Origin of the sequence: Kitasatospora sp. NPDC004745 (assembly GCF_042873275.1) — a bacterium.
Classification (GTDB): domain Bacteria; phylum Actinomycetota; class Actinomycetes; order Streptomycetales; family Streptomycetaceae; genus Kitasatospora.
Window position 1 is genome coordinate 1 of record NZ_JBIALK010000036.1, and the last position, 12,542, is coordinate 12,542.

Genomic DNA, 12,542 nt, shown 5'->3' on the forward strand with positions numbered 1-12,542 from the left:
GGGGGGGGCGCGGGGGGGGGGGCCCCCGGGCGGGCGGGGGGGGGGGCGGGGGGCCCCCGCCCCCGGGGGGGGGCGGGGGCGGGGACGGGGGCCGCGGGGGGGGGGGGGGGGCCCGGTCGGGCCCCCGCCCCTCCCGACGTTCTCACCCCAGTCGCTCAGCCCGTCAGCAGCCGCGCCCGCGCCACCAGGTCGCGCACCGAGTGGTCGCTCGGCTCCGGCAGGCGGTCGTAGTCGAACCAGCGCAGGTCCAGCGACTCCTCGCTGATCAGCTCCTGCGCGCCGGCCGGGGCCAGTGCGACGTACTGGACGTCCAGGTGGGTGTTCTCCGGCCGGTCCTTGCCGGCGCAGCGGACCTGGTGGCGGTCGAGCCTGACCGGCACCGGGGCGCCGTCGACCCGCAGTAGCACCAGGTCGGGGATGCCGGACTCCTCGACGGCCTCGCGCAGCGCGGCCGACGCGAGGTCGCCGTCGCCCGGCTCGCAGTGCCCGCCCATCTGCAGCCACCGGCCGACCTTGGGGTGCAGGGTCAGCAGCACCCGCCCGGCCGCCGGGTCGACGACGGCCGCGCTGGCCGTGACGTGCGCGGGCAGGCAGGAGCGGTAGAGGCCCTCGGGCTGCGCGGCGAGGTGCGCCAGGTAGTCCAGCCGCAGCTGCTCCTGGTCCGCGTCGGCGGGCCGCCAGCCGTTCAGGGTGCGGACGGCGTCCGCGTGCAGCGAGGTCGTCCCCGGTTCGGTGACCGTCACGCGGTGGGCCCGCCCTTCCCGTCGGTGCCGCCCTCGTCCTGCTTCGGCTCGTCGCCCTTGGTCAGGTCCGGCCTGGCGGCGGAGCCGCCCGCGGCGGCCTCGCCCAGCAGCTTGTCGATGGCGTCGAAGTCCAAGCCGCCCTCCAGCCCGGCGTCCCGGTGCACGAAGGCGTCCGGGTCGTCGAGGTCGGCGGCGGTGGGGAGCATGTCCGGGTGCTGCCACAGGGCGTCGCGGCCCTCGACGCCGCGCGCGTCGGCGAGCAGCGCCCAGAGCCGGGCGGCGTCGCGCAGCCGGCGCGGGCGCAGCTCCAGGCCGACCAGGGTGGCGAAGGTCTGCTCGGCGGGGCCGCCGGCCGCACGGCGGCGGCGGACGGTCTCGCGCAGGGCGCCGGCCTGCGGCAGGTGCGGTTCGGCGGCGGCGTGGACGACGGCGTCGACCCAGCCCTCGAGCAGCGCGAGCGCGGTCTCCAGGCGGGCGAGCGCGGCCTTCTGCTCGGGGGTGTCCTCGGGCTGGAGCAGACCGCCGGCCAGTGCCTCCTGGAGTGCCTCCGGGTTGCTCGGGTCGAGCTGGCCGACCAGCTCCTCCATGCGGGAGGTGTCGACCTTGATGCCGCGGGCGTAGGCCTCGACGGCGCCGAGCAGGTGGGCCCGCAGCCACGGCACGTGGGCGAAGAGCCGCTGGTGGGCGGCCTCGCGCAGGGCGAGGTAGAGCCGGACCTCGTCGGCGGGGACGTTGAGGCCCTCGCCGAACTCGGCGACGTTCTGCGGCAGCAGCGCGGCCTTGCCGGCCGGGGCCAGCGGCAGTCCGACGTCGGTGGAGCCGACCACCTCGGCGGCGAGGGCGCCGAGCGCCTGGCCGATCTGGGTGCCGAACATGGCGCCGCCCATGGAGCGCATCATGCCCATCAGCGGGCCGGCCATGGCCTGCATCTCCTCGGGCAGCACGCCGCCCATGGCGTTGCCGACCCGCTCGGCGACCGGGTCGACGAGGTCCTTCCAGACCGGGAGGGTGGCCTCGATCCACTCGGCGCGGCTCCAGGCGACGGCGGTGCCGGCGCCGGAGGGGAACTCGGTGACGCCGTCGAGCCAGAGGTCGGCCAGCCGGACGGCCTCGGCGACGGCCGAGCGCTCCGCGGCGCTGACCGAGCGGTCCTTGCTCTTGCCCTCGGCGGGCTCCGCGACGACGGTCTGCCGGGCGATGTTCTTGGCGAGGTCCCAGTTCACCGGGCCGCCCTCGAACGAGAGCATCTGCCCGAGCTGCTGGAACGCGGCGCCGAGGTCGTTGGGGTCGAGCCCGCCGAACATCGCGGCGAACGGGTTGTCGGCGCCGCCCGGTGCACCCGGCGCGCCGGGTGCACCGCCGGGCATGCCGAAGAGCGCGCCGAACGGGTTGCCGGCGCCGAAGCCGAAGGACTGCGGGCCGCTCTGGCCGGAGCCGCCGGCGCCCTGCTCCTTCTTCTTCTGCTCGTCGTCGGGCTTGGCCTTGCCGTCCTCGGGCTCCTCGGGCGGAACGCCGAATCCGAAGGGAAGGTCGCTCACGGGGTCCTCGATCCGGTCGGCCGTCATACGGGTGGGGCGGGATGTGCTGCCCGCCCGGGGCACCGGCGCAGTGGGGGTCGCGCGGGCGGCTCCGGGCGGTAGGCCCGCGCCGGGTGCACCGCGGGGCCTTCGCCTCGGGCAGGATGGACGTACGTGACACACGTCCGTACGCACATAAGCTAACCGTGGAGGATGGCCGGTGAGTTCCCCGCCTTCGGACGTTCGCTCTGGGCTGACCGGAGGAGAGGACGCCCCGGACACCACGGCGTCGCCGCCTCCAGCCTACGGCGGACGGCCGCTCACCGTGGCCGTCACGGGCGCCGCGGGCGTGCTCGGCGAGCGGGTCGCGGCCCGGCTGGTCGCCTCGCCGCACGTGCGCAGGGTCCTCGCGGTGGACGACCGCAGGGGCGAGGTCGCGGGCGTGCAGTGGCGGGTGCTGGACGTGCGGGACCCGGCGGTGGCCGAACGGCTGGCCGGGGTCGACGTCGTGGTGCACCTGGCGATGGACTTCGGCATGGAGTCGGACCCGCGCGCCCGCAGCGCCTACAACGTGCGCGGCGCGCAGACCGTGCTGACCGCCGCCGCGGCCGCCGGGGTGCACCGGGTGGTGCTCTGCACCTCCGCGATGGTCTACGGAGCGCTGGCCGACAACGAGGTGCCGCTGGCCGAGGACTCCGAGCTGCGGGCGACCGAGGAGGCCTCGCTGGTCGGGGACCTGCTGGAGATCGAGCGCCTGGCCCGCCGCGCGCCGCGGGCCCACCCGGGCCTGCAGGTGACGGTGCTGCGGCCGGCCGTGGTGGTGGGCCCCGGGGTGGACACCGTGCTGACCCGGCACTTCGAGGCGCCGCGGCTGCTGGTGGTGGCCGGTTCCCGCCCGTGCTGGCAGTTCTGCCACGTGGACGACCTGGCGGCGGCGCTGGAGTACGCGGCGCTGGGCCTGGTCGAGGGCGAGGTGACGGTCGGCTGCGACGGCTGGCTGGAGCAGGAGGACGTGGAGCAGCTGTCGGGGATCCGGCGGATGGAGCTGCCGGCCGCGCTGGCGCTCGGCACCGCGGCCCGGCTGCACCGGCTCGGCCTGACCCCGGCGCCGGCGGGCGACCTGGCCTACACGATGTACCCGTGGGTGGTGTCGGGCAGCCGGCTGCACGAGGCGGGCTGGCGCCCGCGGCACACCAACGAGCAGGTGCTGGCGGAGCTGCTGGAGCAGGTGTCGGGCAAGCACGCGGTGGCCGGCCGGCGGCTGGGCGGCAAGGAGGCGGCGACCAGTCTGGGCGCGGCCGGGGCGACGGTGGCGCTGGTCGGTACGGCGGCGCTGGTGCGCCGGGCCCGCAAGCGGCGCCGGTTCTGAGGCCGCCCGCGTGCCGACCGCGCCGGGCCGGGAGGGTCGGCCCGGCGGTGTGACGGCCGGCGGGCGAGGCAGTGGCGGGGCCCGAACTTTCTCACGATGCGAAATCTCGGAATCGTGATGCGGAAGCCACTTGCCCAGGACCACCCGGAATGGGGAATCATGGGGTCATGTCCGAGAACCACGACCCCATCCGCCTGCTCGCCGTCCGCGACACCCCGCTCTCGCTCGACGAGGTGTACGAGGCGGTCGGCGACGACGCTGCCGGCGGCACGACCGTCTTCGTCGGGACGGTCCGTGACCACGACGGCGGCAAGTCCGTCACCGCGCTGGACTACAGCTGCCACCCCACCGCCGAGCAGGAGATGCGCCGCATCGCCGAGAAGGTCGTCGCCGACTTCCCGGTCAAGGCGCTCGCCGCGGTGCACCGGATCGGCCGGCTGGAGATCACCGACAAGGCGGTGATCGTCGCGGTGTCCTGCGCCCACCGGGGCGAGGCCTTCGCGGCGGCCCGCCGACTGATCGACGACCTGAAGCACGAGGTGCCGATCTGGAAGCACCAGGTCTTCGCCGACGGCGAGGAGGAGTGGGTGGGCGCGGGCGGCTGCTGACCCGGTCGTCGGCGGTGCGGCCGGAACCGGCCGCACACGCAGGACGTCCTCGGTGTCAGGCGCGCCGGGTCCTCACTCGAACGGGTCCGCGACGGCGTGTCGAATACTCCCTGGCAGTGAGCCGATCGGCCCTCCCGTAACCCGGACGGCGGTGATCGCGTTGTCCGCCGGAGTGGTTAATCTGCTCATAGACACGACGAGCTGGGAGTACTGACATGGGTGCGCTCGCCTGGCTGATCATTCCTGTTGTCGCCGTCCTGCTCGCCGCGGTCTGGGCGGGCTGGGCCCAGCGGGCCCCGCGGGCCACCGGGGACCCCGCCTCACTCGCCGAACACCGGCGCTTCATGGCCGCGATGGAACGCACCACCGCGGGCAGCGGCGCCCCCGGGGACGGCTCGGGCCGGTAGCCCGGGGGGCGCCCGCTCGCGCGCGTCCCGTACTGTCGAGGCATGCCACGCCGCTCCGCGACGATGCTCGCTGCCACCCTGCTGCTCATAGCGCTGCTCTGCGTCTCGGTGCTGATGAAGGTGCCGTACACGGAGATGAGCCCGGGGCCGACGTACAACACGCTCGGCAACCAGGGCGGCAAGCCGGTGATCACCATCACCGGGCGCGACTCGTACCCGACGACCGGGCACCTGAACATGACGACCGTCCAGGTCACCGGGGCCAAGTACGAGCCCAGCCTGGTCAACGCGGTGGTCGGCTGGCTGCGGGGCGACGTGATGGTGGTGCCGCACGACAACGTCTACCCGAAGGGGCAGACGGACGCCGACGCCAAGAAGCAGAACGCGGAGGAGTTCGCCTCCTCCGAGGACAGCGCCCGCACCGCGGCGCTCAACCAGCTGGGCATCCCGGTCGGCAACGAGCTGATCGTCAAGTCGGTCACCGCCGGCGCCCCGGCCGAGGGCAAGCTGCACGCGGGCGACCAGATCGTGGCCGTCGACGGTGCGCCGGTGACGGCCGTCGACCAGGTGGTGGCGGCGGTCACCAAGCACAAGCCCGGCGAGTCGGTGGTCTTCACCGTCGTGCCGCGGGTCAAGGACGCCGCGGGGGCCGGCGCCGCCGCCAGGACGGACGTCGCCGTCCCCACCGTGAAGGCCAAGGACCTCGACCCGAAGGCGCCGGCCGAGCGGGCCGAGCTCGCGGTGGTCGGCATCGGCACCGGGATCCGGCACACCTACCCGTTCCAGATCGACATCGGCCTGCAGGACGTCGGCGGTCCCAGCGCCGGGCTGATGTTCTCGCTCGGCATCATCGACAAGCTCACCCCGGGCGGCGACCTCACCGGCGGCAAGTTCGTGGCCGGCACCGGCACCATCGACGACGACGGCAAGGTCGGCCCGATCGGCGGCATATCGATGAAGCTGATCGCCGCCCGGGAGGCCGGCGCCGAGTACTTCTTCACCCCGTCCTCGAACTGCGCCGAGGCGACCAAGGACATCCCGTCCGGGCTGACCCTGATCAAGACGGACACGCTGGACGGCGCGCTGAAGTCGCTGGAGCAGATCCGCTCCGGGCAGACCTCCGCGCTGCCGTCCTGCGCCGCCGGGTAACGGGCCGCCGGGCGGCCGGGGGCCGGGGCCTCAGGCGAAGGTCGCCAGCAGCGCCTTGGTCAGACCGGGCACCAGGTCCGGGCCGGTGAGCACCTCGCGCGCGCTGTCCTTGGAGCGCAGCCGCAGCGCGATCTCCTTCTTGCCGTCGCGCAGGACGGCGGCGGTGATCCGGACCTCCTCGCGCTTGGGGTGGTTGGCCACCCACTCGGCGAGCTGGGCGTCGCTGGCGTTGCGCGGGCGGGACTGCTCGGCGCCGGGCGGCAGCATCATCCGCTCGACGACCAGGGCGCAGCCGGCCACCGCGTCGGGCCAGGCGATGGTGCCGAGGAACTTGTCCAGCTCCATGCCGGCCGGCAGTTCGTCCTGCTCGACCGGGGTGAGGCCGGCCGCGTCGTCGTCGCCGAGGCCGAGCTGGGCGGCGATCTTCGGGTCGGCCCTGCGCAGGGCGGTGCTGTCCACCAGGGCGAACAGCCGGGCCGGGAGGTCCCAGCCGAGGGTGGCGGCGTACTCGTCGATCTCCAGCGCGGCCCGGGTGAGCGGGGTCGCGGCGGGGAGCTTGGAGACGTCGTCGGGGGAGTTGAGTGCATCGGGCGCGTCGGACATGCCCCAATCCTCACACGTCGGGGGCGCCGGCGGTGCCGGGAGCGGCCGGGCCGGGGGAGGCCGGAGTAACCGTCTGCTAACGGTGGGAACTCGACCAAAGCCTGGTTAAGTTTCCCTGAAGACCGATCGACTCCAGACCACACAGCCGAGGTGCCACCGTGGTATTCCAGATGCCGGAACGCTCAGGGCCGGGATTCCGGCGCAGGGTAGGCCCTCCCTCGCGGCGCGCGCGGGTCGCCCTGCTGACGCTGGGCGTGCTCGCGGTGCTGTTCCTGCTGTTCGTCATGTTCGCCGGCTTCTGGACGGACTGGCTCTGGTTCAAGTCGGTCGGCTACTCCTCGGTGTTCACCACCCAGCTGTGGACGAAGGCCGGCCTGTTCGCGGTGTTCGGCCTGCTGATGGCGGTGATCGTCGGCTTCAACGTCTGGCTGGCGCACCGGCTGCGGCCGCCGCTGTCGGCGATGTCGGTCGAGCAGCAGAGCCTGGACCGCTACCGCTCCGGCCTGGCGCCGTTCAAGCGCTGGGCGCTGATCGGCGTCTCGCTGGTGATCGGCCTGGTGGCGGGCGCCGCGGCGTCCGGCCAGTGGCGGACCTGGCTGATGTGGACGAACGCGACGTCCTTCGGCGAGAAGGACGCGCAGTTCGGCATGGACGTCTCGTTCTACGCCTTCTCCCTGCCGTTCTACGAGTTCCTGCTGGGCTTCGCGTTCAGCGCCGTGATCGTCTCGCTGCTGACCTCGGCGCTGGTGCACTACCTCTACGGCGGGCTGCGGCTGCAGGGCCCGGGCCGGCGAGCGAGCGCGGGCGCGCAGGGGCACCTGGCGGTGCTGCTCGGCGTGTTCGTGCTGCTGAAGGCGGCGGCGTACTGGCTGGACCGGTACGCGCTGGCGGTGAAGACCGGCTCCTACAAGGGGGTCTCCGGCTGGACCGGCCTGCGCTACGTGGACGCCAACGCCTTCCTGCCGGCCAAGACCATCCTCTTCTTCGTCGCGATCATCTGCGCGGTGCTGTTCTTCCTGACCCCGGTGCGCCGCACCTGGGCGCCGGCCCTGATCGGGCTCGGGCTCATGGTGCTGTCGGCGGTGCTGATCGGCGGGCTGTACCCGGCGATCGTGCAGCAGTTCCAGGTCAAGCCGAACGAGCAGGCCAAGGAGACGCCGTACATCCAGAAGAACATCGACGCCACGCGGCAGGCGTACGGGATCGCGGACGCGCAGACCTCCCAGTACAGCCCGCAGGGGTCGACCACCGCGGAGGCGCTCAAGCCGGACGCGCAGACCATCGCGGACATCCGCCTGCTGGACCCGAACATCGTCTCGCCGACCTTCCAGTCGATCGAGCAGCAGCGCAGCTACTACGCGTTCCCGAACACCCTGGACGTGGACCGCTACGGCGCCGGCACCGGCAAGCAGGACACCGTGATCGGCCTGCGCGAGCTCGACCTCAACGGCGTGCAGCGCAACTGGATCAACGACCACTTCAAGTACACCCACGGCTACGGCGCGGTCGTCGCCAAGGGCAACCAGGTCAACGACAAGGGCCAGCCGGTGTTCACCGAGTCCGGCCTGCCGGCCACCGGTGCGCTGGGCGACTACCAGCAGCGGATCTACTACGGCGAGAAGACCACCTCGTACTCGATCGTCGGCGGCTCGAACCAGGAGATCGACTACACCACCGAGACCGGCGAGAACAAGCAGTACCAGTACACCGGTGACAGCGGGGTCTCGCTGGACAACCCGATCACCCGGGCCGCGTACGCGGTGCGCTTCGCCGAGCCGCAGATCCTCTACGCGGGGGCGATCACCGACGGCGCGAAGGTGATCTACAACCGGACGCCGAAGGAGCGGGTCGAGAAGGTCGCCCCGTGGCTGTCGATCGACGCCGACCCGTACCCGGTGGTGCAGGACGGCAAGGTGGTCTGGGTGCTGGACGGCTACACCACCTCGGACGGCTACCCGTTCTCCTCGAAGACGACGCTGGGCACCGCCACCAAGGACTCGCTGACCAACCAGCGCGGTGAGCTGCTGACCGTCGCCAACCAGGTCAACTACATCCGCAACTCGGTCAAGGCCACGGTGGACGCCTACACCGGCGAGGTGAAGCTCTACCAGTGGGACGAGCAGGACCCGGTGCTGAGGACCTGGATGAAGGCCTTCCCGGGCAGCGTCGAGCCGAAGGCCGACATCCCGGCGGACCTGCTGCCGCACCTGCGCTACCCGCAGGACATGTTCAAGGTCCAGCGCGACCTGCTCGGCCAGTACCACGTGACCGACTCCAACTCCTTCTTCAACGGCAGCGACATCTGGCAGGTCCCGGTGGACCCGACCAGCGACACCAAGCAGGTCCAGCCGCCGTACTACCTGACGGTGCGGATGCCCGACCCCGCGGTCACCTCGGCGAGCTTCTCGCTGACCTCCACCTTCGTGCCCAACGGCCGGGACAACCTGGCGGCCTTCATGGCGGTCAACGCCGACCCGGGCCCGGACTACGGGAAGATCCGGATCCTCAAGATCCCCGGCGACAGCAAGACGCTCGGCCCCAACCTGGTGCAGTCGCAGTTCAACTCCCGGCAGGAGGTGGCGCAGCAGATCACCCTGCTGAAGAGCGGCGGGGACTCCGACCTGGAGTACGGCAACCTGCTCACCCTCCCGGTCGGCGGCGGACTGCTCAACGTCGAGCCGGTCTACGTGCGCGGACGCGGCGCCAAGTACCCGACGCTGCAGAAGGTCCTGGCGGTGTACGGGAACGACAACGTGGCGTTCGAGAACACCCTGGAGGACGCCCTCAAGAAGGTGTTCGCCGGATCGGCCCCGCCGACCACCCCGACCGCGCCGTCCACCCCGGGCACCCCGACCGGCCCGTCGACGCCGACGCCCACCGCCCCGGCCACCCCGGCCCCGGGCGGGACGATCTCGCCCGAGCTGCAGAAGGCGCTCTCGGACGCGGAGAAGGCGTACAACGACAGCCAGACCGCGTTCAAGAACGGCGACTGGGTGGCGTACGGCAACGCCCAGAAGGCGCTCGGCGACGCCCTGAAGGCGGCCGAGGCCGCCCGCGGCACCGGCTCGCCGGCGGCCCCGTCCGCGGCGGCGACCCCCGGCGGATCGGCGAGCCCGCACCCGTAGCCCGCTGAGCTGCGACAACCGATTCCGACTCCACCCCGTGCCCGTGCTATGGTTTAACCACCGACGCGGGGTGGAGCAGCTCGGTAGCTCGCTGGGCTCATAACCCAGAGGTCGCAGGTTCAAATCCTGTCCCCGCTACTCAGTGCCAGAGGCCCGGAGGATCCTTCCTCCGGGCCTCTGGTGTTTCCGCTCCCAAGCGGTGGGAACCGCTCCGGTACTATCGACCGTCGCCAACGAGGACGGCTCAGGGGTTTGTGGGGTTGAAGTGTCGGGAAATCGACAAAGCGCCGAAGCAATTTCGTCGGCTTCGAGTCGACCCCGCCCGAATTCGGCCGGGGCAGGTGTACGCGGTTAGCGGGTGATGCGACGATGGGACACACGGGGGACGGTACGCGGCTGCTGATCAGCCGTCGGGTCCGGCGCCTCCCCTGGGGGTCCCCCCGGCCGCGGGCCGGGGCACGATGCCGCGACACTCTGGGGGAGCGGGAGTCGGCATGAGGCTGATCGGCAAGAACGGGTCAGGCACCAAGTCCGCCGCGGCCACCGAGGCGGACACCGACGCCTGGGCGGAGAGCCCCGAGAGCCGCCCCGGAGCCCTCCCCGCCCAGCGCACCAGCGGTCTGACCGAACGTCCGCCGGTCGGCGGCTCCGGCCCCGACAGCCTCGTCCACGTGTCCGCCCGTCAGTTCGCCGCCGCCGTCGGCCCCTACGGCCCGGACGCCGACACCGACGGCTCCGGCGCCGCCGCGCTCGACCCGGCCGGCCTGGACACCACCAGCTTCGAGTCCGCCCTGGCCGCCCGAGAGAGCGCCGCGCTGGAGGCCCGGCACCGCCAGGCCGCCGACGACGGCGACCCGGACGCCGCCTGCCGGCTCGGGACCCTGCTGCTGCGCCGCGGCGACCTCGAGGACGCCGAGTCCTACCTGCGCGCCGCCGCGGCCGCCGGCCTGCGCGCCGCCGCCAACAACCTCGGCGTGCTGCTCCACCAGCAGGGCCACCGGGCCGAGGCCGCCCAGTGGTGGCGCCAGGCCGCGGTGGCCGGCAGCGCGCCCGCCGCGCACGCGCTCGGGCTCCAGCTGCGCGACCAGGGCGAGGAGGAGGCCGCCGAGTACTGGCTGCACTTCGCCGCCGACCACGGCCACCCGCTCGGCGCCTACGCCCTGGGCGACCTGATGGAGCACCGGCGCGACGTGCGCGCCGAACGCTGGTTCAAGGTCTCCGCGGACGCCGGGCACCGCGAGGCCGCCTACCGGCTCGCCCGGATGCGCGAGGCGGCCGGGGACAAGGAGACCGCCGAGACCTGGTACCGCACCGCGGCCGCCCGCAGCCACGCCCGGGCCGCACTGCGCCTGGGCGTGCTGCTGGAGGAGCGCTCCGGCGACGACCAGGCCCTGCTGGAGGAGGCCGCCCGCTGGTACCGGCAGTCCGCGCAGAACGGTGAGCCGCGGGCGGCCTGCGCCCTGGGCTTCCTGCTGCGCGACTCCGGGGACACCGGCGCGGCCGCCGAGTGGTGGCAGGAGGCCGCCGAGGCCGGCGACGGCAACGCCGCCAACGCGCTCGGCGCCCTGCACGCGGGGCGCGGCGAGGCCAAGAAGGCCGAGCACTGGTACCGCACCGCCCTGGACGCGGGCGACCAGAACGGCGCGTTCAACCTCGGCCTGCTCTGCGCCGGCACCGGCCGCGACCAGCAGGCCGAGCAGTGGTACCGCCGGGCCGCGTACGCCGGTCACCGGGAGGCCTGCAACGCGCTGGCCGTCGTGCTGCTGCAGCGCGGTGACGAGTCGGGCGCCGAACCGTGGTTCTCCAAGGCCGCCGAGGCCGGCAGCGTGGACGGCGCCTTCAACCTCGGCGTGCTGCACGCCGGGCGCGGCGAGCAGCGGCAGGCCCAGGAGTGGTACGCGCGCGCCGCCGCGGAGGGGCACGGCGAGGCCGCGCTCCAGCTGGCCGTCGTCCAGGAGCAGCGCGGCAACCTGGCCGGCGCCCTGGAGCGCTACCGGCAGGCCGCGGCCGGGGGATCGGCGGAGGGTGCCTTCCGGCTGGCCTCGGTGCTGGACCGCCGCGGCGACGCCGACACCGAGGCCGAGCACTGGTACGCCGTCGCGGCGGACGCCGGGCACCGGCGGGCGCAGGTGCGGATGGGCGTGCGGGCGGCCGAGCGCGGCGCGCTGGAGATCGCCGAGAGCTGGTACCGGCGGGCCGCCGAGGCCGGCAGCCGCAGTGCGGCGTTCAACCTGGGGCTGCTGCTGGCCCGGCAGGACCGCGAGGCGCAGGCGATGCTCTGGTACACCCGGGCCGCCGACGCCGGGCACGGCCGGGCGGCGCTGCGGCTGGCCCTGCTGGCGCTGCGCCGGGGCGAGCCGGTGCAGGCGGAGAACTGGTGCCGCCGGGCGGCCGACTACGGGCCGGCCGAGGTGGCCGAGCGGGCCGGGCGCCTGCTGGGCGCGCTGCACGCGGAGCTGAGCGCGTAGGGCGGGTCGGGCGTGCCCCGGGGTCACCGGGGTCTCACCGGGGTGGGTCCGTCCGGGATTCTTCGTCGAGGTCTCGCCTTGCCCGCGGGGGTCGCCGGGCCGTGTTACGGGCCGGCGGTGCAGTCAGGGCAGAGGCCGCGGTAGGTGATCTCGGCGGCCGTGACGGTGAAGCCGAAGCGCTCCCCGGCGGGCAGCGCCTCCAGCGGGTCGCCGTGCGGGTGGACGTCGCGGATCGCGCCGCAGCCGGAGCAGAGCAGGTGCTGGTGGGCGCGGTGGGCGTTGGGGTCGTAGCGCTTGGCGCGGCCGTCGGTGGCGACCTCCAGGACCTCGCCGAGGCAGACCAGTTCACCGAGGGTGTTGTAGACGGTCGCGCGGCTGATCTCGGGCAGGCGGGCCACCGCGCGCGCGTGCACCTCGTCCGCGGTGAGGTGCACGTGGTCGCCGTCGAGGACCTCGGCCACGACCCGGCGCTGTGAGGTCAGCCGCCAGCCGCGTCCGCGAAGTCGTTCCAGCAGGTCGCTCATGGGCCTAGAGTAAGTCACGATCCGAGATT

The 12,542-nt window shown here is 73.7% G+C and carries 10 protein-coding genes and 1 tRNA gene; 7 read left to right on the forward strand and 4 right to left on the reverse strand.

The window, feature by feature from the left end; all coding sequences use genetic code 11:
- Nucleotides 1–155: 155 nt before the first annotated feature.
- Together ACFYUY_RS36095 and ACFYUY_RS36100 are read right to left on the reverse strand one after the other, a co-directional pair.
- Nucleotides 156–743 carry an NUDIX hydrolase gene (locus ACFYUY_RS36095; protein ID WP_387907262.1) on the reverse strand — a complete coding sequence of 196 codons (588 nt, stop codon included), beginning with the start codon at nt 741–743 and terminating at the stop codon, nt 156–158.
- Nucleotides 740–2,281, reverse strand: a complete 1,542-nt coding sequence (locus ACFYUY_RS36100; RefSeq protein WP_387907265.1) for a zinc-dependent metalloprotease — start codon at nt 2,279–2,281, stop codon at nt 740–742. The genes ACFYUY_RS36095 and ACFYUY_RS36100 overlap by 4 nt, the downstream gene beginning before the upstream one ends.
- Before the next feature lie 199 nt (nt 2,282–2,480).
- Here ACFYUY_RS36100 and ACFYUY_RS36105 point away from each other — a divergent pair, with 199 nt between their 5' ends.
- From ACFYUY_RS36105 to ACFYUY_RS36120, 4 genes are all read left to right on the forward strand, one after another.
- On the forward strand, nt 2,481–3,629 hold the full coding sequence (locus tag ACFYUY_RS36105) for an NAD-dependent epimerase/dehydratase family protein (protein ID WP_387907268.1): 1,149 nt from the start codon (nt 2,481–2,483) through the stop codon (nt 3,627–3,629).
- 167 nt (nt 3,630–3,796) lie between these two features.
- Nucleotides 3,797–4,237, forward strand: coding sequence for a molybdenum cofactor biosynthesis protein MoaE (locus ACFYUY_RS36110; protein ID WP_387907271.1), 441 nt, complete (start codon nt 3,797–3,799; stop codon nt 4,235–4,237).
- 215 nt (nt 4,238–4,452) lie between these two features.
- Nucleotides 4,453–4,644, forward strand: a complete 192-nt coding sequence (locus ACFYUY_RS36115; RefSeq protein WP_360204293.1) for a hypothetical protein — start codon at nt 4,453–4,455, stop codon at nt 4,642–4,644.
- Between the two features lie 42 nt (nt 4,645–4,686).
- Nucleotides 4,687–5,793 (forward strand): PDZ domain-containing protein, encoded by a 1,107-nt coding sequence (locus tag ACFYUY_RS36120; RefSeq protein WP_387907274.1) that lies wholly within the window; start codon nt 4,687–4,689, stop codon nt 5,791–5,793.
- Between the two features lie 30 nt (nt 5,794–5,823).
- On the opposite strand, the gene ACFYUY_RS36125 is transcribed toward ACFYUY_RS36120, so the two are convergent.
- Nucleotides 5,824–6,396 (reverse strand): PPA1309 family protein, encoded by a 573-nt coding sequence (locus tag ACFYUY_RS36125; protein ID WP_360204298.1) that lies wholly within the window; start codon nt 6,394–6,396, stop codon nt 5,824–5,826.
- 170 nt (nt 6,397–6,566) lie between these two features.
- Here ACFYUY_RS36125 and ACFYUY_RS36130 point away from each other — a divergent pair, with 170 nt between their 5' ends.
- The 3 genes from ACFYUY_RS36130 (at nt 6,567) to ACFYUY_RS36140 (ending at nt 11,989) form a co-directional block, all read left to right on the forward strand.
- On the forward strand, nt 6,567–9,521 hold the full coding sequence (locus ACFYUY_RS36130) for a UPF0182 family protein (protein ID WP_360204301.1): 2,955 nt from the start codon (nt 6,567–6,569) through the stop codon (nt 9,519–9,521).
- Nucleotides 9,522–9,585: 64 nt separating this feature from the next.
- Nucleotides 9,586–9,659, forward strand: a tRNA-Met gene (locus ACFYUY_RS36135).
- A gap of 356 nt (nt 9,660–10,015) precedes the next feature.
- Nucleotides 10,016–11,989, forward strand: coding sequence for a tetratricopeptide repeat protein (locus ACFYUY_RS36140; RefSeq protein ID WP_360204303.1), 1,974 nt, complete (start codon nt 10,016–10,018; stop codon nt 11,987–11,989).
- 104 nt (nt 11,990–12,093) lie between these two features.
- Here the strand turns inward: ACFYUY_RS36140 and ACFYUY_RS36145 are convergent, their stop codons facing one another.
- Entirely contained in the window at nt 12,094–12,513 is a 420-nt protein-coding gene (locus ACFYUY_RS36145; RefSeq protein WP_360204306.1) for a Fur family transcriptional regulator, read from the reverse strand.
- Nucleotides 12,514–12,542 lie beyond the last annotated feature (29 nt).

Bases quoted from the DNA above. Each gene is read 5' to 3' on its own strand.
- ACFYUY_RS36110 (WP_387907271.1), top strand. From the start codon at position 3,797: ATGTCCGAGAACCACGACCCCATCCGCCTGCTCGCCGTCCGCGACACC.
- ACFYUY_RS36115 (WP_360204293.1), top strand. From the start codon at position 4,453: ATGGGTGCGCTCGCCTGGCTGATCATTCCTGTTGTCGCCGTCCTGCTC.
- ACFYUY_RS36120 (WP_387907274.1), top strand. From the start codon at position 4,687: ATGCCACGCCGCTCCGCGACGATGCTCGCTGCCACCCTGCTGCTCATA.
- ACFYUY_RS36125 (WP_360204298.1), bottom strand. From the start codon at position 6,396: ATGTCCGACGCGCCCGATGCACTCAACTCCCCCGACGACGTCTCCAAG.
- ACFYUY_RS36130 (WP_360204301.1), top strand. From the start codon at position 6,567: ATGCCGGAACGCTCAGGGCCGGGATTCCGGCGCAGGGTAGGCCCTCCC.
- ACFYUY_RS36140 (WP_360204303.1), top strand. From the start codon at position 10,016: ATGAGGCTGATCGGCAAGAACGGGTCAGGCACCAAGTCCGCCGCGGCC.
- ACFYUY_RS36145 (WP_360204306.1), bottom strand. From the start codon at position 12,513: ATGAGCGACCTGCTGGAACGACTTCGCGGACGCGGCTGGCGGCTGACC.